Source organism: Phocaeicola oris (assembly GCF_021295095.1).
GTDB lineage: Bacteria > Bacteroidota > Bacteroidia > Bacteroidales > Bacteroidaceae > Phocaeicola > Phocaeicola oris.
The window spans coordinates 65,673-88,864 of the sequence record NZ_JAJLQX010000005.1; the positions used below are offsets into that span (position 1 = coordinate 65,673).

Sequence of the window (23,192 nt, forward strand, 5' to 3'; positions counted from 1 at the left end):
ATGGCAATTCAGAAAGAAATATGGATGGCAGCTATCGTGGAGGGTTTGTTTGCCTCCAATAGCTTTTTAAGTAAAGCGTTTAACGCAGACGAATACGTGAACAATGGCAAGATTGTTCATATACCGAATGCCGGCACAGCGTCCGGGACCAAGAAGAACCGGACAGAGCTACCCGCTAAGGTAACTAAACGAGCGGATATCGACGTGACATTTCCTTTGGATGAATACACCACAGATCCTGTGCTTATCCCTCAAGCTGATACCGTGGAACTCAGTTATGACAAACGGGAATCCGTCCTTCGTCAGAACAAGCTCAAGTTGCAGGATGATGTGGCTCTTGATTTTGTCTATAATTGGAGCCCCGCGAAAGACCAGTGTATTGAAACCACCGGCGCGGCTATCGAAGCATATACAGACAGTGCCACCGGCAAACGAAAAAGTATACGCAAAGATGATGTTTTGGCTTTGATGACACGATTCAATAACGACGACATCCCTCAGGAGGGACGTTATCTGTTGCTGGATGCTCAGATGTATTCCCAGCTTTTGAATTCCCTGACAGAGAATGAGAATACAGCGTTTCTCGCGTCCGCTGACGCACGGAACGGTATCCTTGGTAAATTGTTCAGCTTTAATGTCATGATGCGTAGCAAGGTTGCCCTTTACACAGGAAACAAAGCTCCCAAGGCGTGGAGTACTGCCGGTGCCACCACCGATCTTGCCGCCGGGCTTGCCTGGCATGAACAGAGTGTCTGCCGTGCGCTGGGCGAGGTGAAAGCATTTGAAAGCGTGGACGACGCGACGTATTATGGCGATATTTATTCGTTCCTTGTACGTGCCGGTGGGCGTATTATGCGCAATGACAAAAAGGGTGTAATCGCTTTAGTTCAAGGCACCGCTGAGTGATGGCAGATTTGAAATATTTGGTAATCCATTGCACCGCCACGCCTCAAGGCCGTGAAGTAACGAGTGGCGATATCAGGGCATGGCACACGAATCCGGTAAGTAAGGGCGGGCGGGGCTGGAAGCAAGTAGGATATACCGATATGTTTCATTTGGACGGGTCGATAGAACGATTGATCAGGAACAACGAAGACGCACGGGTGGATCCTTGGGAGGTTACCAATGGAGCAAAAGGGTACAATACCATTTCCCGGCACATTGTGTATGTTGGCGGCGTGTCCGCCAACGGCAAAATCCCCGAAGACACCCGTACCCCCGACCAACTGATAGCAATGGAAAATTACGTGAAAGATTTCCACCATCGTTTCCCGCGGGTAAGAATCATCGGTCATAATGAAATTGCGCCCAAAGCATGTCCGTCATTTGATGTGCAGGCATGGCTCCGAGGCATAGGCATTAATCAATAACAAAGCAAAGAAATGGACGGTCTGATAGACTTTTTAATGTTCGCCCTGCCGGGTGGTTTTATCGGAAGCTTCTTTACCTGGCTTGTAGGGCGGAGAAAGCAGGACAATGACATGTTGTCCCAACTGCAGGCCTCCATTAATATGCTCAGTAGTGAGAACCGGAAGATACTGGAAGAGAACATCCAGCTGCGCCGGGAAAATGTCGATCTGAAAGCAAATCAGGAAGAGATGATTCAAAAACTCTCCCGCCTGACCAAAGAAGTGGAGCGATTAAGAAAAGTAATCAGTAAACAAACAGGAAATGAGGAAAAAACTAATCAGAGGGGGAACCCTCGTGCTAATGATCGTTATAGTCGTCTTAAGCCTAATGGGGTGTACCACGGCGACAATAACCAAGACTCGTCAGTCGCGCATACTGACGGATCAGACGAAAAACAGCATCACCACCGAAGCAAACGGGGTACAGTCGGAAGTGAAGACGCAAAGGACGGAGGAGCTATTGCGGAATCAGAAGACCACCTCCTTGATACGGGAAGTGATTCCGGAGTCGAAAACGAAAGTGGAGGTGCCGCTGCGGAACCTCCTTAATCTGCCGGATGGCGCGGGATACGCCAATAAAGAGGGTCAGGCATCGGTCAGCGTGCAAAGACATGGCGATGACATTATGGTAATCAGCCGATGCGATTCTATTGCCAGGCAATGCCTTTTCTACGAACAGGCGGTATTTCGACAACGCAGTGAGATAGATAGTCTGGAGCAGGCTATATCCCGGATGGAGCAGATGAGGATGCTGAATAATGAGACCTACAAGGCTGAAAGCGACGCGTCTCAAAGTATGACGAAAAAGTCTCCTGCTACTAAATATCGATGGCTGTTGGCAGGTTTCCTGTTCGGACTGCTGCTGAAAGTCACTCCACTAAAGAAATTGAAAAACAGAATATTAACTTTTTTAAAATAGAGAACTATGTCAAAAGTATATGTGAATGACGGATACATGATGCTCCTTGATAGCATTTATTTTAATGGCAAAGAGATTGGAAAGATTTCGGATACCGGCATCGATTGGGGCGGTGATGCCGCAGAATATATCAAGCTGTTTGCCGCGCAAGTGCGAAATGCTCCGGTAAAGAAGATCAAGAAAAAGGATGCCACTAACCTACTAAAATTCACCCTTATTGAGTTGGTGCCTGAAAACTGTAAGGCTGTGATGGGTGGTACGGTGAGCGGAACCAAATGGGAGGCTCCTTCGGAGTCCGTATCCTTAGAGGGCGCATTGAAAATCCTTTGTGGCACCGGTCAGACCATTGAGGTGAAGCGTATGACGCTGAATGGTGTCGTGCGGGGTAAAATAGGAGGCGATGACCCGCTGGGAATTGACTGTGAGATGGAAATGCTGAATCCGTTGGATGGCAGCTCTCCTTTTAGTTTTGATGACACGGTTCCCTTTATCTCGGTTAAACCAACCTCTTTATCTTTTACCAAAGGCGGAGAAAGCAAAACGGTAGATATCGAGGCTTCAGGCGCGTTTTCCGTAGGAAAGGTTCCTACCGGTTTTAGTCTTGAGATTGTCAATGGGCGGGTTACCATCACCGCAAGTGCCAATACCGGAGCTCAAAGGACCGGAAACATAGAGTTCATCCTCGCGGCCGATAACTCCCAAAAGGCTGTACTTTCGGTGACTCAGGCTGCCGGTAATGTGTAACCCATGGAAAAGGTCGTGGAAATAGAGGCAGCGGAAGCTCTGCTTGACGTGGGAGTTTCGCTGCCTTTTTTACAGTTTAAGCTGCCTTTTCGCAAGAAACCGATAACCATTAGGTTGGTTATGAAACGTCCTTGTTTGGGTAGCCAGATACGGATTGCCAAATTATACCTGCAACTGGGCGTTACTTACGAGGAGATGGAGCGGTTCAACAAGCATGAGGAAATGGCGTTTCTGGCCATGCATGGTAAGCGTATATCGAAAATGGTAGCCCTGACCATCTGCCGTGGGGAGATTTCCGGCGTATTGTTATCCGGTATTGTGGCCTGGCTGCTCAGGTGGTTTGTACCTGACAAATACCTGCAGGGAGCCAACCAGCGTTTTATTGCCCTGCTTGGAACGAAGTCTTTTATGCGTATTATCGAATCGGTTCAGATATCCAATCCGATGAAACCGAGAACGAGCCAAAAAAGAAAGGGGAGTTAAGATCGAGATATGTCGGTTCCCATAGCCCCTTCGGTATGGTGTGGCAGATAGCCGCAGCCACGGGCTGGAGCGTGAAATACATCCTTTGGGGTGTTAATTACCAAACGCTTCGGATGATGCTTGCCGATGCCCCCCATTACGATATGGATAAAGATAAAAAGCATCCTGCCGGTAAAAAAAGCCCTAAAAGCCTTGCAGGATTTTTTCAGTCACGATTACAAAAATAATGTTATGAAACCCGTTGAGATAGAATTTATAATGCGAGACAAACTATCTGATGGTTTGAACAAAACCACCAAATCCACCGAATCGCTTGGCAAGAAAGCGGAACGGGTTTCTAAAAGCATTACGGAACGGATTGCCGCCCAAAAGGAGCAAATCAAGTATGTAGAATCCTGTCTGAAAGATTTAAAGAAGCAATATGATAAGCTTATGCCCGGCAAAGCTCAGATGGAAATGCGTGCGGAGATTAATGCCTGCACAAAAGCGTTGCAGGAGGATAAGAATTTCCTTGTCAAACTGAAGGATGAACATGATAAGGCTGCCGCGTCGTCCAGACGTCTTACGATACAACTCAGTGAGATGCAGGACGCAATGGCACGCATGCGTATGGAAGGTAAGCAAAATACCAAAGAATACCAGGATATGGCAGCAAAAGCTGCTATGTTATCCGATACCATTGGTGACTTGCGCGCTCAAACAAAAATCCTTGCCAATGACCATGCCGGCCTGAAAGGAGTCATAAGCGGAGCCAACGGACTGTCAGGAGCTTTTACAATGGCTACCGGTCTGATGAGCATATTTGCGTCTGAAAGTGAGGATTTAGTCAAAATCCAAACTCGCGTGCAGAGTGTGATGGCTGTCACTATGGGCTTGCAACAAGTCATGAACACCTTGAACAAAGACTCCGCTTTCCGTCTTGTATCCGTTGTCAGAATGAAAAAGTTGCTGACTGCGGCAAATACCAAGCTGGCTGCTTCCTTGGGATTATCCAATGCCGCCGCAAGTGCGTTGATGGCTACCCTTACGTTAGGGCTATCTGCTGTTATAACAGGCCTTATTGTTGCTTGGAATAAGTACAGCGACGCACAGACAAAAGCAATGGAGAAAGCAAAAGAACGGGTGGACATTGAGCGTGACGGACGGGCACAAATGATAAGTACCCGCTTTGAAATAGAAAATACCACGAAAAGCCTGAGAGACTTTACCGGCAGCAAAGAGCAGGAAAAGGTCAAAGTGGAAGAACTGAACCGTAAATACGGTGAGAGTTTCGGATATTACCATACCGTTGCCGAATGGTACGATGTGCTGACCCAAAAGGGTGATGCCTATATCCGAATGCTTTTTTTACAGGCAAAAGCCCAAAGTCTTGTGACTAAGGCCGTGGAAGCAGACGCGAAAGTAAATGAAGTAAAAGCCCTTAATCCTGAGGACGTGGAGGGGGCTATGGGGTGGTTTACAAAAATGGGACTTTATATAGCATCGGCTAAATCTTACGGGAAAACAGACGCTCAGGCAGAGATTGAAAAATATAATAAAACAGCCAAAGAAAAAGCGGTTAAAGCGGCAGAGGAGCAACGGGACGCCTATTTGAAGGAAGCCGAGCAACTGCGGGAAGCATCCGCCAAACTTGCAAAAGATGCCGGTATAGGCAATCATGAGGATCCGGTAGGAAATAAGTACATGGAACAACGGGCAGAGGCAATCCACAACCTTGCCAATCTGGAACTGAAAGCCCGCCAAAAAATAGAGGATCAGCGTGTCACCCTGACAAAAGAGGAATATGAGAGAGAGCGTGCGGCTGCAGCCCTAAATTTCGAGCGAGAGAAAGATCGTATCACCGCTGAAGAACAGCAGCGTATCGAGCTGTATAAGAAACTGAAAGCCGCGGGGGAAAAGGTTACTCCCGAGCAGCTTGCCAATATATCCGCTCAGGCGGCTACACAGCGCATACAGGCAGCACAGATTTATGATGTCACTGTTGCGGAAATTGACGACAAGGAAAGAAAGGATAACGAGGAGAAAAGGAAGCAGCAGCAGGCAACCCTGCAGGAACTGCTGATAAAATACCGTGACTATGAGGCACAGCGTGTGGCCATTAAGAAACAAGGTGATGATGCTATCGCCCAACTCACGGATCAGCGGACCGAGGAGAATGCGGAGGAGATTGACCGGGCGATAGCCGTAGCAAGAGAAAAGGTGAGAGAAGGCATCCAATCCATTAACGATGCCGAAGCTGAGGAAGCAAGCAAAGACAACGATTTCTTTAAAAAACTCTTCGGGGATTATTCCGCCATGTCTTTCGATTCCTTACAAAAACTTATCTCACAGGCCAAACAATTGCGGGCATATTTATCCGGTACCGGTGATATGAAAGAAATTACATTCATATCGCCTGAACAGCTAAAGAGTATAGAAAAAAGCCCGGAAAAACTTGAAAAATTAAAGACGGCCCTTGATAAACTGCTCGATTCGGCTGAAGGATCCGGAAACAAGTGGGAAAAAATCTTTAAGACATTTGAAAAAGGTTTGGCCGAACTTAAGGGAGCGAAAGGAGCCAAAGAGGTGGCCGGAGCAATCGGTACGATCAGCGGGGCGGCATCCGAGGCAGCCGGTGAGCTTGCCAACATGTTTGATCAAATGGGCAACACGGAGGTGGCTGACGCTCTGAACGAAATGCGTCAGATAATGGGTGCTATATCCAATATTGGACAAGGGTTCGCTAAGGGAGGTATCATCGGTGGCATTGGCGCGGCTGTCGGGGAGGCGACCCATTTTATCACTTCGGCTTTTACAGCGGAAGCCCGGCACAGGGAGACTCTGAAGGAGATTGAAAAGGCGAAGCTTGATTTCCAGCGGCAATACAACCTTTTACTGCTGGAGCAAAACCTTTTGCTTGAAAAGGCAGAAAACATATTTGGAGAGCGTCAGGTCACCAAGGCGGTCAATGCGATAGAAGTCTATCGGGATGCCCTGTTTAAATTGAAGAAAGAGTTATCCGGTGATGTTCCGACCATGACCTGGCTGGAGCGCATGACAGGCGATCTTGCCGGTACCTTCCGCAGGCGGCAGGAGATCTATCGTAAAGGTTTTGGCGAACTGAATAACGCGCAGATCGTGACGGGACATAAAAAAACGGGATTGTTCGGTTGGGGTAAAGGCAAGGACATTTATAGCGGAATACTTAATGTGTATCCGGAATTAATCAAGGCCAACGGAGATTTGGATGTGAAGATGCTCCAAGTGATCCTCGATACCCGCAAGATGAGCGATGAAACCCGGAACTACCTTGAGAACCTGATCCGTCTGAAAGACGCAATGGAAAAGGCGGAGCAGGCTTTGGAGGATTATTTAAAGGATACATTCGGGCACCTCGGTCAGGGAATGCTCGATTCCATTACCTCCGCTATTAAGGGGAGCGGCACGGCATTGGAGAATTTCGCGGAGCAGGCTGCCTCCGTGCTGGAGAATCTCGGAGAGCAGATCGCGTATTCCCTTTTCTTTGCTGACAAGTTCGATGATCTGCAAAAAAAGTTGAAATCGGTATATGGTAGCGGTAAGAGCGAGGAACAAATCGCAGGCGACGCTATGAACCTGATTGATAACTTTTATGACAATATCGGCAATAATGTTGATGCCGCCCAATCGTGGATGAAAGCGTGGAAAGCCAAGGCTGCGGCCATGGGGTATGCTCTTTGGACTAACGAGGAAAAAGCTATCGCCCAAAGCGGTCGCCCAGGCGCATTGCAAACTCTCACCTATGAGCAGGGTACAAAGTTGGAAGGATTGATGACCTCCCTGCAGATGCACGATGCGTCTATTGATGAGCATGTGGAAAACATATCCGAAGGACTTGGCGGGGCTTTGGAAGTCATCGATAAGATAAAGACGAATACCGATGCCCTGCCAAAGATATACGATGAGCTAAGAGATATCAAACAAAATGGTTTAAAAATGAAATGACATGGATATTTTAAAAGGACTGTTACTGATAAATGAGGTGGATGTTTTTGTAGACTTCGGGGCATTTCTTGCGGAAGAGAAAGAAGGCGATAATAAAAATTACTCCGCGCTGTTGAAAGGTTCCGCGACTAAGTCACATACGGCAGTATCTTTTCGGGAAAAAGACGGGGAAAAACTGCCATCCAAGCTTGTACCGGCTTTGGAGGCTCGTGACGTCACCCTGCATTTCGCGATTATGGCGGCAGACCGAACGCAATTCCTTTCTCGTTATGCATCTTTCCTGCGCTTTCTCAAAGCGGGGGATAAAGGATGGCTGACTATCCATCTGTCGGAACTTGGCCGTACTTTTCGGATGTATTACAAGGATTGTACGGATTACAGTCAGCTGACAGATTTTAAAGGGGAGGTTATTGCTAAATTCAGTGTGAAATTCAGAGAGCCGGTTCCTTCTTTATAATATTCAAACATCATTCAACCAACATTCAAATGGAACTTAAAATATATAACCGGCAAGGAAAATTCAAGACTTCGGTATCACCGTCAGATTCCGATCGTCATGTAAAGGAAATAATGAATGACAACATCCTGAATTTGTCATTCACCCTTTATGAGTATGTGGAGTTGAGCGCGAATGATTATGTGGATTTTGAGGGAGAACGCTTTACTTTATTGGAGGATTACAAACCGGAGCAGAAATCCACCGTTGAATATGTTTATAATTGTAAGTTTTATGGCATCGAAAGTGAGCTTAAAAAGGCCAAAGTCCTTAAGATGGTGGATGGTGACAACGAACTTACCTTTTCCTATGATGCCACGGCGGCCGAACATCTGCAGTTGGTGTGCGACAATATCAACCGTATTAAAGGTTCGAAAAATTGGGTTATCGGTGAAGTGGTATCCTCGGCCAATATAAACATAGAGTACGATAATATTTTTTGTTTCGATGCCCTGTCTGAAATAGCGAAAAACTTTAATACCGAATGGTGGATAGAAGGAACCACCATCAACCTGAGCCGTTGCGAGCATGGCACTCCTGTTACCTTGGGATATGAAATGGGATTGTTAAAATTATCCCGTGTAACCAATGAGACGGTACCTTACTTTACCCGATTATATCCTATCGGAAGCACTCGCAATATTGTAGCCTCGGATTATGGACATCGCCGTCTGCAGTTACCCTGTGGCGTACGTTATATAGAACGAAATATACACCTTGGGGTGGTGGAACAGGCGGAAAAAGCTGCTTTCGCGCATATCTACCCTAAGCGTATAGGTACTGTTTCGTCCGTAAAATCAGAGGAAGTTACCGGCGAGGACCAAAAATCGTTTACCATATATTATTTTAAGGATGACAAATTGAATTTTGATCCCAATGCTTACGAGATAGGGGGACTGACCAAACAGGTGTCTTTCCAGAGCGGTGAATTGAACGGTCGTGATTTCGAAGTGAATTTCAATTCCAAGACAAAAGAATTTGAGATTATCACGCAATTCCCCTATGAAAACCAACAACTGCCGGGCGACCTTTTAATACCGAAACAGGGTGATAAGTATGTCCTTTGGAACATACGAATGCCAAAAGAATATTATCCGTTGGCAGAAAAGGAGTTTGAGAACGCTTGTCATGAATATCTCAAAAAAATAAGTATCGACACGTCCATTTATAAGGCTCCCACAGATTATATTTATTTGGATGAGAACCATATAAAATTGACATTAGGCCGTCGTGTCCTTTTGAAAAATGATGTTTATTTCCCTTCCGGTCAGCACGAGAGCCGTGTGACCAAGATATCTCGCAGGGTGATAAGACCCACTGATATGGATATTGAATGTTCGTATGCCGTTGATTTTGGGCGTATGAATCACATTGAAAGTAGCATCGTGGATATGCAGGCAGCTTATAAAGAACAGTTGAATAAGGATATGCTGACCGTATTAAAAAGCTGGGATAGTATTGATCCGTCGGAATATAACGTGTTGTCCTCTGTTCGTACAATACGTACTATTACGAATCAATTAAGCAAGCTTGCAAAAGAGATTGAAAAAAAATACTTACATAAAGATATACCGGATACAGCCAAGTACCTAATAACCTTTTTAAGAGGCATCAATGTGAAAGAAACTGCCGACATCATGCAGCAAATTATCCGTAAGTATATCTCATCGGATAAATTTGTGTCGGGCTTTTTAGGCGAGGGATTTAGGATTTGGCAAAACGCTCAAAATGAATGGTGTGGTGAACTGGACCGCCTGACCGTTCGCAAGACTTTTTATGTCTTTGAGCTGATTGTTCAACGCATATTGCATCAAGGCGGCATGGTCATACGCTCAGCTGCCGGTGGCAAGCTCACCAAGGTAACCGATAAAGGGTCATACTGGCGTTGCGAGCACGACAGCACCGATGATTTTGACACTAATGATCAGGTGATATGCCAGACGTTTACAGGAGTGTCCTTAAAGCGGTACTGGCGACTGGTGACATCGGCAGGTCAGGGATATTTTAACCTGTCGAAAGCGGACTGCGAAAACGGCAGCGACGCACCGGCTGTGGGTGACGAAGTAGCCGTGTTAGGCAACCGTACCAATCCCGCGCGACAGAAAGCGCAGATAGACTGCGCGGTCGGTTTGGACGCGCCTTACCGTGATGACTACGCCGGTATCAATTCTTATTCACTGACCGGAAAGCTGGTCACCAGAACCGGCAACCTTACAGGTATTACAGACCCTGATTTCGGCGTGTTATCCGGTAATGGCTTATACTCTCAAAATGCTTACCTGAAAGGTACATTATGTCTAAAGAATGGCAAGACCGTGGAGACAGCCATACAAGACGGTGTAGAATCCATCGTGGTAGGCGGAAGAAACCTATTAAGCAAATCAAAGCCTACCTCCCCCATCAGTAACTCTAACTACCTGATAGCCCGCTTTTATTTGGCTTCTATCCCCGTGGAGGGTCAGGAGTACACCATCTCGATTAAGGGGCAATTAGAAGCTAATAGGACACACTTTGGCATCTTTAACACGGGCGGTATGATTACGCTGACAACGATAAAAGCCAACTCTTACGCCAATGGTATCTACAGCAGAACGTTCAAGTGGAAAAACAGCGGCAATAACACCACCGTTGAGCCGAAATACATTAATATCTATCAATATCCTAATGGTGGCACGTCCAAGTCCACCATCGAGTGGATAAAGTTGGAAGCGGGAAATAAGGCGACAGATTGGACACCGGCACCGGAAGACGCGGACACCCGCATGACGGAAATTGAAACCAATTTCGAGATACGTGAAGGACAAATCAGCTCAAAAGTGGCACAAGCTGAAACTTATGCTGCCAGGGCTGACAATAGTGCCGCGCAAGCGGCCGGCAGTGCCAATCAAGCGGCCGCAAAGTTAGTTACCATTACTCAGAAAGAAACCGGTATCACCCAGACAGCGGAACAGATTAACCAGAAAGCGTCGCAAACAGAAACGTGTGCAGCTCAAGCTGCGGCAAAATTGGCAGCCATAACGCAGAAAGAAACCAACATTAATCAGACGGCATCGCAAATAAATCTGACAGCCTCACAAGTCACCACCAAGGCAAACGAAGCGAGTAAAGCGGCCACCCTTGCCATGGCCATGAGTAAAGGAAAGATGCTGTATCGAGACCCAACCTTTGCCAAAGGGGTAAATAATATTATATTGTACACGTCTGGAATGCAGGGCATATCCAATATTACTCGCCAGACCAATATTGTTGATAACCCTAACGGCAGTTCGGCTTATTGCCTAAAGTTAGAATACAACGCCTCGGATACCTTTAATAAAGGTGGTTTTACGTTTAAAACTGCCTCACGTGCTAATGCCGTATTTGTCGTTCGTTTTGTAGGCTTATTCCCCAATCACGTCACGTTAAAGTTTACCTCCAACGCTTACGGAACAGGCGCCACGAGTTATTGGCTGACGGATAACAAAGGCACGGGAAAGTACGAGGAATACGCTTACATCATTCGCTGTGGGTCAGATGGAACATTCTCCACAACCGCTTTTGTTTATGCGCAATCGAAAAACAAATCGGCATTTTGGGCGAGAATATGTTACGCTACCGTCTTTGATATGACGGATGTTGACGACATCCCAACTCGAGAGGAGATGTCATCGGAACTTAAAGTATTGTCCGATCAAATCTCATCCAAAGTCTCCTCAGTTACGTTTAATGCCTTAACCGGCCGTGTCGGTAAAGCAGAGACGAATATCGTGCAGATGTCCAATGAGATATCGCAAAAAGCGAGCGCGACCGAAGTAAACGGCATCAACACACGGCTGAAAACGGCAGAGCAGAAAATCACTCCGGATTCGATTAAGATGACTGTCAAAGAGCAAACAAATCAGATTGTAGATGCATCTATCTCGGATATCAACGGGGTCAATTTATTGCAAAATACAGCTTTAGTGATTAATACAGATGGGTGGTCGGTCGGCTTTAACGGTCTGAAAAATGTGCAGCGAGACCCTGACATGACCTACGAGGGACGTTGTTCGTTATATATGAGTATTTATGGACAGGACAAACCCGGCTTTGCTTCTGTACAACATAGTAACGATTATACGACTGCCAAGCCGGGGGATATGTTTACAGCCTCGGTTTATGTGCGTAAAAGCGCAACTGATAGCATTGATAAAGGCTTATACTTACGCATCATGTTCTATAAAGCAGATGGCAGCTATTCAAAGTTTTTCACCCAAACCATCACCCCGTCCAAGAACGATACCTGGGAGCGTTTTACCCTAACAGCTACAGCTCCGGCTGAGACCGTTAAGGCGGCATACAGATTAACAATTGTGCAAAATGGCGGATTTTGGGCTAATGGCATGATGCTGGTTCGCGGATCAAAGTCAATAGGTTGGTCGCAATCCCCTATGGATTGCCCGACTACGGATCAAGTGAAATCGGAATTTATCCTCGACGGTAATGGCATCTCTCTGTTTGGCAAGAAACTGTCGCTGAACGGGGTTGTAACCTTTAGTTCACTCGCTGCCGACGCGCAAGGGAAGATCAATGCCGCTCAAAGTACCGCGTCATCGGCACAGACAAAGGCCGATAACGCTCAAGCGGCTGCCAATACTGCCCAGACAGCGGCAAATTCCGCTAAAGCAGCGGCTAATACCGCGCAGCAAACGGCAAACACAGCCATGACGCAGAAAATCGGCTTGGCTCGATTGGATAAGACAATCATTGACGGCGGCTACATTAAGACCACTTTAATACACGCTGACGAATTAGTTGTTTCGCATTTGTCGGGCGCGGACGGCACGTTCCGAAAACTTAACTGTATCGACCAACAAGGTAACACGGTAGCGTCATTGGCTTTTAACGCATATGGTACAGGTTGCATAGCAGTTGAAAATGGAGATCTGTTCATGCAAGGGACAAAGGATAATCGCTCGCTGCGTTTTTATTCCTCAGATTTGTGGTGCAGAGGTTTATTTGGGAGCCGAAGTCGAACACTCGTTGAAGTAAACGGAACAACCGCTTATTATTACTCCAAAGGATTGTCCGGAGCCAAAGTGTCTCTTTCGTTGCCCCCAAAGATATACAATGGCGAAACGTATTATCTTATCCCTTGTTTTGGTTCATCGGATCTTAACCTTGGAGACGCCAACGGTATGCCTGTTGATACCATCGTATTTACTTCAAAAACAAGCGCAAATTATAAGTATGATGTAAATCTGCATCAAACGCAACGAGTTTTGTTATTCAATGCCAACGATAATTACAGTAATATCGAAATCTACACGAACGGGAATAAGAAGACGTTATCGGGTGGTGAAGCCGTATTCGCTCAAAACTTGCGGCAATTCTTGTATCCTTCCCCCAACGTCAATCAGCCGGGAGCAGGTATCGTTTTCTGTTCATCTTACGACAATGATTATAAATAGTATAAACCCTAAAAAATAAAAGATATGGAACTGACTAAAAAACAAACGTTACAAAAAACATGCTACTCGTATGAAGCGGCAGGTTTTAATTATGACATCACGTCGGAGTGCGAGTTTACGGATGAAGCGTCTGCTTCCATTCCGACAGATATCGCGATCACGGTCAAAAAAGACAGCGCGCAAATAGGCTCGGCCAACTACACCGGCGGCTATAAGATGATTAATGTTGATTCTTCTCTTTCTGACGAAGAATGCAAACAAGTAAACAATACAATATTTGACATCTTTTCTTTCTTACTAACTAAAGAGTAAATATGATGAAATTAACCATTAAAGACCGATTAATCCTATTGCAGATACTTCCCCAACAGGCATCCTTAAAGAAGATGGGAAGTATTATTGAATGCTTCAATTTACTTTCGTTATCCGATGAAGAGAAAGCAGCCTGCGACTATAAGGAAGAGGGCGGAAAGATAAAGTGGAACGCTTCGTCTGATAGCGACAAAGACATACCGTTAAAACACGATCACATAAGTGTCTTAAAGGAATCTATCGAGCTGCTCGATTCGGAGCAGAAAGTTACCATTGAGCAATATGCTACATTTATAAAAATAGCGGAATTGTAAAGTTGTAAATCAAAAACCTATCGGGGGCAGGAATATAAAAAAGCCCCCGGCCTGTTAATAGTCATCTCACCTACATATTAACGCAATACGAAGTACCGCACGACCGGGGACCATATACCCTCGTTGCGGTACTTCGTATTTGCATTATGTAAGTGAGACACTACAAAAGTATAAAAAATAATCAATAATGACACTGTTTGAAATACTTTACTTTAACAGGGAGCTGATAAAAAGACTTCAAAGCGTGGGTTTTAAGCCTAATGACTGTCGTTATATTGATCTTTATAACGACTATGTCCGTATGTACAACCAAGGGGATAAAGTTACTTATATCGTTTCCTCGCTGTCCGAAAAATACAAAGTGAGCGAGCGCAAAATCTACAGTATCATCAAACGCTTCGGAACGAACTGCATGAAAGGTGCAGTATGATTTGCCGCAAAAATCTTTGGGCTTGTCGGATTTGGCGAACTTTGCAATAACCAAATCAATGAGGCAATGAGAAAGCAATATCTATCGGCACCGCTTCCATTTCAGGGGCAGAAGCGAATGTTCGCAAAGGAGTACATCAAGGTGCTTCAACAGTTCCCTGACGGTACGACATTCGTGGACTTGTTTGGTGGCAGCGGTCTGCTGTCCCACATAACAAAGTGCCATAAACCCAATTCTGTAGTCGTGTATAATGATTTTGACGGCTACCGACAACGCTTGGAAGCGTTGCCCGTTACCAACGTCTTACTGGCAGAGTTGAGGGAAATCGTCGATGTTCCAAGACGCAAGGCTATCTTGGGACAATCAAAGGAACGTGTACTGTCCTGCATTAGAAAATATGAAAGGAAGTATGACTACATTGACTATATTACACTGTCATCGTCAGTTCTTTTCTCCATGAAGTATGCGACCAAGTTCTCTGATTTAGAAAAAGAAACCTTATACAACAACATCAAGACCTCGGATTACCCACCCTGCCCGGACTATCTTGCAGGTTTGACCATAACCACCTGCGACTACAAGACCCTTTTTGAAAAATACAAGGACGTCCCGAACGTCGTGTTCATCGTTGACCCGCCGTATCTAAGTACAGATACCAAAACCTATAAAATGTATTGGAAGCTGTCTGATTACCTTGATGTCCTGACCATACTCGCCGGACATCGTTTTATCTATTTCACGTCGAACAAATCCTCTATTGTAGAGTTGTGCGAATGGATAGGAAAACATAAACTGATTGGCAACCCGTTTGAGAACTGCCACCGCAAGAAGTTTAATGCCCACATGAATTATAGTTCTTCCTATACGGACATCATGCTTTATACAGACGTCGCTTGAACAACATTCAAATACCATTGGAATGATGAATAAATACTATCAGATACTCGGCAATGTGCTCGACAAAGGAAAGAAGCAGCACAACAAGAAAGGCGATATACGCTACCTGCTGAACGAACGGTTGTCCTTAACACCGGCCGACCTCCTCGACATCTTCGAGAGCCACGGAATCGCACGCAAGAAATTGAGAAATGAACTGGAGCTGTTTATGCAAGGTGAGCGAAATATAGAGCGATACAGGGAAGTGGGCATAAATTGGTGGGACTATTGCGGCAGCGTATTGGTAAATAGTTATCCGACATACTTTGAGAAACTACCTCCGCTCATTGAGAAGATAAACAGGGAAAAGCGCAACAGCAAGAATTACGTACTGTTTTTGGGAGAGACTGGCGCGGAAAGCAATCAGGCACCGTGTTTGAGCCTTGTTCAATTTCAGATAGATGACGGGGAACTGGTACTGTCAGCATATCAAAGAAGCAGTGATGCCAACTTGGGACTGCCTGCGGACATATACCACTTATACTTGATGACACGACAGATTGACCTACCCTTGAAGTCCATCACTTTAAACCTTGGGAACGTGCATATCTACGAAAACAATGTGGAGCGCACCAAGCAACTGCTTGCCGGTGATGAAAGCGTGAAGTTTGAACTTAATGTGTAGGACATTGACACAACTAATGATTTATAATAGATAGAAAGAAACGTTCCAAAATATAATGTTTTTGGGACGTTTCTTTGTGTGTGAAGGGAACTCCAAAAAGAACGTTTCGTTTTACTAATTGTAACGCTTCGTTCTAAATGGCACGAACATTTCGTTTTGCGGATTATATGTATCTTTTTTACAAAACGATTAGATTATTTTTGGCATATAACAAAGAAGCCCTTCCGATGTGGAAGAGCTTCTTTAAATATTGTTACGAAATAAAGTTTACGCCTTTGCCGAGGCAGTTTTATCTTCTTTAGTTTTCGTTTCCTTTGGTCTACGCTTGCCCATTACCAAGAATGCTGTTGGAGCAGCGATGAACAAAGAAGAACATGTACCGATTATAACACCGAGAATCATTGCAAATGAGAAGCTTCGGATGCTTTCACCACCAAGGATAAAGATACATAACAATACAATTAATGTACTAATTGATGTATTGATAGTACGAGCTAACGTTTGGTTCAAAGAATCATTAAACAACGTGAAGTGATCGCGTTTCGGGTATAAGTGGAAGTTTTCACGGATACGGTCAAATACAACCACCTTATCATTGATAGAGTAACCGATAGCAGTCAGGATAGCACCAATAAATGTCTGGTCAATTTCCAAAGAGAATGGAGCCCATCCGTAACATAATGAGTATGCGCCTATAATTAATAAGGTATCAACACACAATGCAATGGTCGCGCCAATACTGAAAGAGATATCACGGAATCGGATGAGGATGTACAAGCCAATGGCAATCAAGGCTAATACAACCGACCAGATAGCAGAAGTCTTAATATCTTCAGCAATACTTGGGCCAACCTTCTGGGAACTGATAATAGAACCACCTTCACGGTTATCACGGTCGATGAACTTTTCATAAGAAGTATTCTGGTCAAGTAAGTTTCCTGATGCAAGTGCGTTATATAAGAAATGCTCGATTTCAGAATCAATAGTAGGAGAATCCTCGTTGATTCGATAGTTAGTAGAAATACGAATCGTCTTATGATCGGTTCCTAATGCAATAGCCTGAACATTAGATCCCGTTGCTTGAATAGAGTCGTTTTGTGATAATAAACCACGAACAGTTTCCGGCTCAACTTGTTTTTCGAATTGAACGACAAAGTTACGACCTCCGGTGAAGTCGATACTCTGTGATAAACCACGCACAAAGAATGAGACAACGCTGATAAGAATCAGTACTCCGAAGAAAGAATAAGTACGTTTCCAGATGGCCATAAACTTATAATGCGTATTCTGCATTAAGTTCCTTGAGACATTGGTTGTGAATGTCAGGTTAATCCACTTATCTTTATTTAAGAAGTGTTCGTAAACAATGCGTGTTACGAATACAGCAGTAAAGAAAGAGCAAAGGATACCGATAATTAACGTAGTCGCAAATCCTCGAATAGGACCGGTACCGAAATTAAACAAGATTATACCGGTAATGATAGAAGTGAAGTTAGAGTCGAAGATAGCGGAGAAAGCATTAGAGTAACCAGCAGCTAATGCCGCCTTAACGCCTTTTCCGGCTTTCATCTCTTCTTTGGTACGCTCATAGATCAACACATTGGCATCGACCGCCATTCCTAACGATAAGACCATACCGGCAATACCGGACATAGTTAATGCTGCTTGGAAGGAAGTTAAAATACCTAAAGTGAAGAAGAAATTGAGAATCAAAGCTCCGTTGGCAACCATTCCCGGAATAAGACCATACATGCTGCACATGTAAATCATCAACAGAATCAATGCAACGATGAATGAAACAATACCTTGATTAATAGATTCTTGACCTAATGACGGACCAACGATATCTTCTTGAACAATACGTGCAGGTGCCGGCATCTTACCAGACTTCAAAACGTTAGCTAAGTCTTTTGTTGTTTCAATGGTGAAGTTACCGGTAATTTCAGAGCTACCGCCATTGATTTCATTCATAACATTAGGAGCACTATATACATAACCATCCAAAACGATAGCGATAGAACGGTTGATATTGTTTTTAGTCAGCTGAGCCCATCGACGAGCACCATCGTTGTTCATAGTCATACTGACTGATGGGCGACTGTGTTGATCGTATGCGTCGTGAGCATCGGTGATTACGTCACCTTCCAGAGGGGCACGACCATTGCGCTCTGTAACTTTAATACCGTAAAGTTCGAATATACGTTCCGACTTATCCCAATCAGCTGCGCTAACTCCCCATTTCAGTTTCAAATCTTTTGGAAGGATAGCTTGTGCTTCTTTAGAGTTTAAGTATTGATTGATAACTGTTGTATCTCTATAGTCGGCATAACCGGCAATAGCGCCACCCTGCTGATTGTTTAACTGCAAAATAGCAGTTAACGGATGTTCTTTCTTCATCTGTTCCAGAGCTGCTTTATCTTGAGCAGATTCTGCGGTCTTGCCTTTCAATACATTTGCAAGGCTGTCGGTGGAAGTGGTGACAGTGCTTTCTGCAGCTTTAGTCGCGTCCGCAATTGCGGCAGAATCTTTTGCCGCGATAGCTGTTGTGTCAACGGCGTTACCATTTGCGAGAGCATCATGTAAACGTGAATCGAGAGCTGTTAAGTATGGATACACCTCGCTTGGATAATAAGTCTCCCAGAACTCTAAGTTCGCGGACCCTTGTAATAGTTTTCTTACACGTTCCGGCTCTTTGATACCAGGCAATTCAACCATGATACGCCCCATACTGCCTTCCAAGTTTTGAATGTTAGGCTGTACGACACCAAAGCGGTCGATACGGGTACGCAATACGTTGAAAGAGTTGTCGACAGCAGACTTAACTTCCTCGCGTAGTACTTTTTCTACTTCAGCATCAGTACTACGTGTGTTGACTTTATCTTTCAATTGTTGAGTAGCAAAGAGTTCTGCTAATTTTGCATTGGGAGCTAAACGCTTATATTCACGTACGAATAGGGTGATAAAGTCATCTTGACTAGCTACCGATTGCTTAGAAGCATTTGCTACCGCCTGATTGAAAATAGGGTCAGCTTTATGGTCAGCCAAAGCTTTAACAACATCTGGCACAGAAACTTCGAGGATGACGTTCATACCACCTTTCAAGTCCAAGCCCAGACCAATTTCCATCTCACGACATTTTTTTAACGTATAGCCCAGAACCGGATATACTTTCTTGTTCTGCATCGAGTCCAAGTAGTGTTGTTCTCCCTGTGGGTCTTGTTTTGCCTTGTTCATCTGATAACGAGTCACGAACGAGAAGGACAGGTAGAACAAACAAACCAAGGTCAAAGCTATAGCCAAAAACTTAACAAGTCCTTTGTTTTGCATGTTACTTTGAAATTTATTATTTTACTTTTTTGATTTATTCTTTTAATCAAGGTTGCAAATATATGTTTTTTTTCACATTCAAAAGGTATAAATCTCAAATATTTAAGGTTGATATAACAAAAAAGGTTGAAAACATTCTATTTCTTCATTTATATATCATGAAAAAGATTTTTTATTCCGGTTCCGAATAGGATAACTTAAAATATGTATATCATTATTTCCTTTTAAATGGATACGCGGCTTTTAGGAAAGCCAACAGCATGCATTCGTTAAGCTGTGCATGGGAATAAGAAGAGAAATACGTATAAGCTTTTGTATTCATCAGAAGAATTTTTCGTTTCACTTATGTGAAACAAGTGAATCACATCAGTGAAACAAGTGAATCACTTATGTGAAACAATTAAATCATACGCATCACTTTTCCAAGTCTCTTGATGATAATATTAATTAATCTAACAAAAAAAAGAAAAACATCGTTTGGATATGCTATAAGAGCATTTTTAGCTTTTCTTTTGGTTCCGCGGAATTTTTCTTTTGATAGTGTAAAAATGCATTTGAATAAACTATAATTATATATAGCATAAGGTGAAAAATGAACTAATCGTCCAATTGATCTCAATCCGAGGCATTTTTCTTCTTGATATAACACCATACAGGATAATGATCGGAACATTTAGCCGATCGGTCGACGGTGCATTGATAAGTTTTAAATCCTTTACTAACGAGGATATGATCAATGCGGACATACATTCCACTTTTGTTGTAGCTTACTCCAATTCCATTTCCGGAGTTGACGAAGGCATCAATAAGCCCTTTTCCCACTATGCGACGATGTACATAGGATAAGGGCGAATCGTTAAAATCACCACAAACAATTTTATTTTTAATTTTTGATTCGGTAATGAATTTAGCTACGGAGTCTGCTTGTAAAGCACGGAGCGCAGAGGCTTTGGCCAATTTATTGATAAGTAGTTTAGCCCCTGACTCCACGGTCTTTGACTTAGGATTAAGAACCATATCCTTATAAACCTGTTTGTCTTTTGAAGAGAGTTTGTTTGATTCGAAGTGGTTGTTAATTAATAAAATAGTATCGCCCTTTATATCCAATGTGTAGGCAATAGAACAGTTGTTTGCACTTTTATAGTGAACTGGCTCAATACTGAGTATCTTGAATCTGGAGAAGATACCAAGTCCATTGTGTGCTCCGAAATCGTAGTAAGCCCTATATTTATACTTCTTCATTGCTTTCTCAACCACATCTTTAGTCAGCTTCCCTTGAAAGATACATTCTTGCAGACAGATGATATCCGCGTCACTTTCCTGCAAATAAACAAGAACTTCATTCGGATCTCCATTTTTTTTATATTGATAATTGTTGAATCCTTCTGTGTTGAATGTCAGGAATTTAATACTTCCTACCGGAGCTTTCGGATTGGATAGGTGAAAGGGAATATAGGTATAAATTGGATTGGCACAAAGAACTATTGCAAGTAAAGAAATGATGAAAAATTTCCTTATAACGAATAGCCAAAAAACGAGAAACGCAACTGTTCCTAATAATAGGAAAGGGAAGAATAAATGAGAAATCGACCAAACGGAATGAAGTGAAGGGTTGATGCGCGAACTGTATCCACTGATTATTAATCCACAACAAATCAATATGTTGAGAATTAATAGTATAAGTCGGAGGAGTTTTCCTATAATGCGCATGCTACTTCTTTCCCGCATTGAACAAATGCTTCTTCTCTTCGTCTGTCAGACTTTCATATCCCGATTGCTTTAGCTTATCTAAAATACGGTCAGTCTCATCATTTTGTTGTTTTTTCTTCGTATTATGATGAGAGTTTTGCCGATGCTTTCCATAATGCACCTTCATTTTTGGCTTCCTGTTAGCACGAAGTGATGTCCAATTGCCTGTGCAAATATCGACGCATTTATTTATCCAAGCTGTAATATCACGTCCTTTTTGAAGTTGAGAGGTAAAAAGCCATCCGCCCAAAGCGCCACCTAAATGTGAGATATGACCGCCTGCATTGCCTGAGGTAATCATCATTAAATCGGTAACAACCAGTATAAGTGCGATATATTTAAGTCGGACTGTTCCGATAAACATAAAGTTCACTTTATATTCAGGCGACTTTACGGCAACAGCAATAGAGACTGCCAAAACAGAGGCTGAAGCACCTAATAAATAGGAATAATCTATCGAATCTTTGAAATAAGGGAAAATGTTATAGGCAAGAATGTAAAAAAGTCCGCCAACTATTCCTCCGAAGAAATATAATCCGCGTAAATGTCGGGCTGAGAAAAATAAGAGGAATAGTCGTCCAAAGCAATATAGCCAAAGTATATTGAATAGCAGATGCATCAGGTTTGCGTGCATGAACATGTATGTTATCAGTGTCCAAGGTTGATAGCAGAGCCAGATTATTGAAGCAGGCAACTCCAACCACCGAAAGATGCCTGCGCCGTTTAAATTGAACAAGGCAAGTGCTATGCTAACGAGTGCGGTAACCAAGAAGACGCCTACATTTATAAAAATAAATCGCAAGCTTGTATCGCCTTGACGGTATCGATTTTGTATTTCAGAAATTATATTGCCCAATTTGACCTTTATTTTTCCAATACTTTATTAATATGAAACCAACCAACATTCCTCCAAGGTGCGCGAAATGAGCCACACCGTCGGATGAAGTGAAGATTCCGAGGAATAATTCCAAAACAACGTATCCAACAACGAAATATTTCGCTTTAACAGGGAAAGGAATTGGAATGATAAACATTTCTGCATTTGGGAACAACATCCCAAATCCGATTAATATTCCGTATATTGCTCCGGATGCGCCAACGGTAGTCATCATGTTTAAATATTCACTCATTGGAATTGTTGATGATCCTAATGCAATAGCTTGATAATTTGATAAGACTGCTTCATATTGGACAAACTGCACTATCTCTTGAATCACTCCTGCGCCGATACCACAGAGTAAGTAGTAAATCAAATATCTTTTTGACCCCCAGACAGATTCTAATGTACGTCCAAACATCCAAAGAGCGAACATATTAAAGAAGATATGTTCAAAGTTAGCGTGCATGAACATGTAAGTAATTATCTGTATGGGATTAAATTGTGAAGCCAAGAAGAAATGCAGACCTAAAAACTCAGTTAAGTCTATTCCATATTTTTGAGCAGCAAACATTCCGAGGAAGCATAGCGCATTAATAATCAAAAGATTTTTAGTAATAGGTGGTAAGTTGTTCATAACAAATTTATTATCTTTGTTTATCAATTGATGCCGGCAAATTTACAATTTTATTCTGTTAAAAAGCAGAAAAACGTTGTTATATTACTTTTTTTATGCCTTTATCTTACTTTTTTGTCTTAAGAATTTGTTTTGTGAAATTGAAAGTTTATATTTGTCAGTGAATTACTAAATTAAATTTTCAGAATATTAATTATTAATCGTTTTCACTATGAACAAAGCAGAACTTATCAGTGCTATTGCAGCTGAGGCTGGTTTAACAAAAGCCGACGCAAAAAAATCAGTTGACGCTATCGTCAAGGTTGTTACTAAAGCACTTAAAGATGGTGATAAAGTAACTTTGGTAGGTTTTGGAACATTCTCTGTTAATAAGAGAGCATCTAGAACAGGTATCAATCCTTCTACAAAGAAGCCTATCAAGATTGCTGCTAAGAACGTTGCTAAGTTTAAAGCTGGTGCTGAATTGGCAAAGGCTGTTAAATAAGCAAAATTTAAGACTTATAGGGGGCGCCATTTATTAGCGCCCTTTTTTATTAAATATT

The 23,192-nt window shown here is 43.3% G+C and carries 20 protein-coding genes; 16 read left to right on the forward strand and 4 right to left on the reverse strand.

Going from position 1 to position 23,192, the window contains the following annotated elements; translation table 11 throughout:
- The 15 genes from LO761_RS04135 (at nt 1) to LO761_RS04205 (ending at nt 16,060) form a co-directional block, all read left to right on the forward strand.
- Nucleotides 1–906 carry a P22 phage major capsid protein family protein gene (locus LO761_RS04135; RefSeq protein ID WP_272817067.1) on the forward strand — a complete coding sequence of 302 codons (906 nt, stop codon included), beginning with the start codon at nt 1–3 and terminating at the stop codon, nt 904–906.
- Nucleotides 906–1,370, forward strand: coding sequence for an N-acetylmuramoyl-L-alanine amidase (locus LO761_RS04140; RefSeq protein ID WP_272817068.1), 465 nt, complete (start codon nt 906–908; stop codon nt 1,368–1,370). Before LO761_RS04135 ends, LO761_RS04140 begins: the two co-directional genes overlap by 1 nt.
- A 12-nt stretch (nt 1,371–1,382) precedes the next feature.
- Nucleotides 1,383–1,958 carry a hypothetical protein gene (locus tag LO761_RS04145; protein WP_272817069.1) on the forward strand — a complete coding sequence of 192 codons (576 nt, stop codon included), beginning with the start codon at nt 1,383–1,385 and terminating at the stop codon, nt 1,956–1,958.
- Nucleotides 1,936–2,328: a hypothetical protein gene (locus LO761_RS04150; RefSeq protein ID WP_272817070.1), complete on the forward strand. Its 393-nt coding sequence runs from the start codon at nt 1,936–1,938 to the stop codon at nt 2,326–2,328. The genes LO761_RS04145 and LO761_RS04150 overlap by 23 nt, the downstream gene beginning before the upstream one ends.
- 6 nt (nt 2,329–2,334) lie before the next feature.
- Nucleotides 2,335–3,072 (forward strand): BACON domain-containing protein, encoded by a 738-nt coding sequence (locus LO761_RS04155; protein WP_272817071.1) that lies wholly within the window; start codon nt 2,335–2,337, stop codon nt 3,070–3,072.
- Between the two features lie 3 nt (nt 3,073–3,075).
- Nucleotides 3,076–3,555 (forward strand): hypothetical protein, encoded by a 480-nt coding sequence (locus tag LO761_RS04160; protein ID WP_272817072.1) that lies wholly within the window; start codon nt 3,076–3,078, stop codon nt 3,553–3,555.
- A 38-nt stretch (nt 3,556–3,593) separates the two neighbouring features.
- Nucleotides 3,594–3,782, forward strand: coding sequence for a hypothetical protein (locus LO761_RS04165; protein WP_336385766.1), 189 nt, complete (start codon nt 3,594–3,596; stop codon nt 3,780–3,782).
- 4 nt (nt 3,783–3,786) lie between these two features.
- Complete coding sequence (locus tag LO761_RS04170; protein ID WP_272817074.1) at nt 3,787–7,518, forward strand: hypothetical protein; 3,732 nt, start codon at nt 3,787–3,789, stop codon at nt 7,516–7,518.
- A 1-nt stretch (nt 7,519) separates the two neighbouring features.
- The gene (locus tag LO761_RS04175) at nt 7,520–7,975 is read left to right on the forward strand and encodes a hypothetical protein (protein WP_272817075.1); all 456 of its coding nucleotides are present in this window, start codon (nt 7,520–7,522) and stop codon (nt 7,973–7,975) included.
- A gap of 29 nt (nt 7,976–8,004) precedes the next feature.
- Complete coding sequence (locus LO761_RS04180; RefSeq protein WP_272817076.1) at nt 8,005–13,443, forward strand: hypothetical protein; 5,439 nt, start codon at nt 8,005–8,007, stop codon at nt 13,441–13,443.
- Nucleotides 13,444–13,467: 24 nt separating this feature from the next.
- Nucleotides 13,468–13,755, forward strand: coding sequence for a hypothetical protein (locus LO761_RS04185; protein ID WP_272817077.1), 288 nt, complete (start codon nt 13,468–13,470; stop codon nt 13,753–13,755).
- A gap of 5 nt (nt 13,756–13,760) precedes the next feature.
- On the forward strand, nt 13,761–14,069 hold the full coding sequence (locus LO761_RS04190; RefSeq protein ID WP_272817078.1) for a hypothetical protein: 309 nt from the start codon (nt 13,761–13,763) through the stop codon (nt 14,067–14,069).
- A 187-nt stretch (nt 14,070–14,256) separates the two neighbouring features.
- A complete protein-coding gene (locus LO761_RS04195) occupies nt 14,257–14,499 on the forward strand; it encodes a hypothetical protein (RefSeq protein WP_272817079.1) in 243 nt (80 codons plus the stop codon).
- Between the two features lie 66 nt (nt 14,500–14,565).
- Nucleotides 14,566–15,396: a DNA adenine methylase gene (locus tag LO761_RS04200; protein ID WP_272817080.1), complete on the forward strand. Its 831-nt coding sequence runs from the start codon at nt 14,566–14,568 to the stop codon at nt 15,394–15,396.
- A 25-nt stretch (nt 15,397–15,421) separates the two neighbouring features.
- Nucleotides 15,422–16,060, forward strand: coding sequence for a thymidylate synthase (locus tag LO761_RS04205; RefSeq protein ID WP_272817109.1), 639 nt, complete (start codon nt 15,422–15,424; stop codon nt 16,058–16,060).
- A gap of 267 nt (nt 16,061–16,327) precedes the next feature.
- Here LO761_RS04205 and secDF read toward each other — a convergent pair whose 3' ends face one another.
- From secDF to LO761_RS04225, 4 genes are all read right to left on the reverse strand, one after another.
- Nucleotides 16,328–19,387, reverse strand: a complete 3,060-nt coding sequence (gene secDF / locus LO761_RS04210) for a protein translocase subunit SecDF (RefSeq protein WP_272817081.1) — start codon at nt 19,385–19,387, stop codon at nt 16,328–16,330.
- Between the two features lie 615 nt (nt 19,388–20,002).
- Nucleotides 20,003–21,115, reverse strand: a complete 1,113-nt coding sequence (locus tag LO761_RS04215; protein ID WP_272817082.1) for an endonuclease/exonuclease/phosphatase family protein — start codon at nt 21,113–21,115, stop codon at nt 20,003–20,005.
- The gene (locus tag LO761_RS04220) at nt 21,099–21,992 is read right to left on the reverse strand and encodes a rhomboid family protein (RefSeq protein ID WP_272817083.1); all 894 of its coding nucleotides are present in this window, start codon (nt 21,990–21,992) and stop codon (nt 21,099–21,101) included. The genes LO761_RS04215 and LO761_RS04220 overlap by 17 nt, the downstream gene beginning before the upstream one ends.
- Nucleotides 21,973–22,650, reverse strand: a complete 678-nt coding sequence (locus LO761_RS04225) for a rhomboid family intramembrane serine protease (RefSeq protein WP_272817084.1) — start codon at nt 22,648–22,650, stop codon at nt 21,973–21,975. Before LO761_RS04225 ends, LO761_RS04220 begins: the two co-directional genes overlap by 20 nt.
- A 211-nt stretch (nt 22,651–22,861) precedes the next feature.
- On the opposite strand from LO761_RS04225, the gene LO761_RS04230 reads away from it, so the two are divergent.
- Complete coding sequence (locus LO761_RS04230) at nt 22,862–23,134, forward strand: HU family DNA-binding protein (RefSeq protein WP_272817085.1); 273 nt, start codon at nt 22,862–22,864, stop codon at nt 23,132–23,134.
- The last annotated feature ends 58 nt before the right edge of the window (nt 23,135–23,192 follow it).

Excerpts from the sequence above, each read along its gene's own strand:
- LO761_RS04135 (WP_272817067.1), top strand. The coding sequence starts at position 1 with ATGGCAATTCAGAAAGAAATATGGATGGCAGCTATCGTGGAGGGTTTG.
- LO761_RS04140 (WP_272817068.1), top strand. The coding sequence starts at position 906 with ATGGCAGATTTGAAATATTTGGTAATCCATTGCACCGCCACGCCTCAA.
- LO761_RS04145 (WP_272817069.1), top strand. The coding sequence starts at position 1,383 with ATGGACGGTCTGATAGACTTTTTAATGTTCGCCCTGCCGGGTGGTTTT.
- LO761_RS04155 (WP_272817071.1), top strand. The coding sequence starts at position 2,335 with ATGTCAAAAGTATATGTGAATGACGGATACATGATGCTCCTTGATAGC.
- LO761_RS04160 (WP_272817072.1), top strand. The coding sequence starts at position 3,076 with ATGGAAAAGGTCGTGGAAATAGAGGCAGCGGAAGCTCTGCTTGACGTG.
- LO761_RS04170 (WP_272817074.1), top strand. The coding sequence starts at position 3,787 with ATGAAACCCGTTGAGATAGAATTTATAATGCGAGACAAACTATCTGAT.
- LO761_RS04175 (WP_272817075.1), top strand. The coding sequence starts at position 7,520 with ATGGATATTTTAAAAGGACTGTTACTGATAAATGAGGTGGATGTTTTT.
- LO761_RS04180 (WP_272817076.1), top strand. The coding sequence starts at position 8,005 with ATGGAACTTAAAATATATAACCGGCAAGGAAAATTCAAGACTTCGGTA.
- LO761_RS04185 (WP_272817077.1), top strand. The coding sequence starts at position 13,468 with ATGGAACTGACTAAAAAACAAACGTTACAAAAAACATGCTACTCGTAT.
- LO761_RS04190 (WP_272817078.1), top strand. The coding sequence starts at position 13,761 with ATGAAATTAACCATTAAAGACCGATTAATCCTATTGCAGATACTTCCC.
- LO761_RS04195 (WP_272817079.1), top strand. The coding sequence starts at position 14,257 with ATGACACTGTTTGAAATACTTTACTTTAACAGGGAGCTGATAAAAAGA.
- LO761_RS04200 (WP_272817080.1), top strand. The coding sequence starts at position 14,566 with ATGAGAAAGCAATATCTATCGGCACCGCTTCCATTTCAGGGGCAGAAG.
- LO761_RS04205 (WP_272817109.1), top strand. The coding sequence starts at position 15,422 with ATGAATAAATACTATCAGATACTCGGCAATGTGCTCGACAAAGGAAAG.
- secDF (WP_272817081.1), bottom strand. The coding sequence starts at position 19,387 with ATGCAAAACAAAGGACTTGTTAAGTTTTTGGCTATAGCTTTGACCTTG.
- LO761_RS04215 (WP_272817082.1), bottom strand. The coding sequence starts at position 21,115 with ATGCGGGAAAGAAGTAGCATGCGCATTATAGGAAAACTCCTCCGACTT.
- LO761_RS04225 (WP_272817084.1), bottom strand. The coding sequence starts at position 22,650 with ATGAACAACTTACCACCTATTACTAAAAATCTTTTGATTATTAATGCG.
- LO761_RS04230 (WP_272817085.1), top strand. The coding sequence starts at position 22,862 with ATGAACAAAGCAGAACTTATCAGTGCTATTGCAGCTGAGGCTGGTTTA.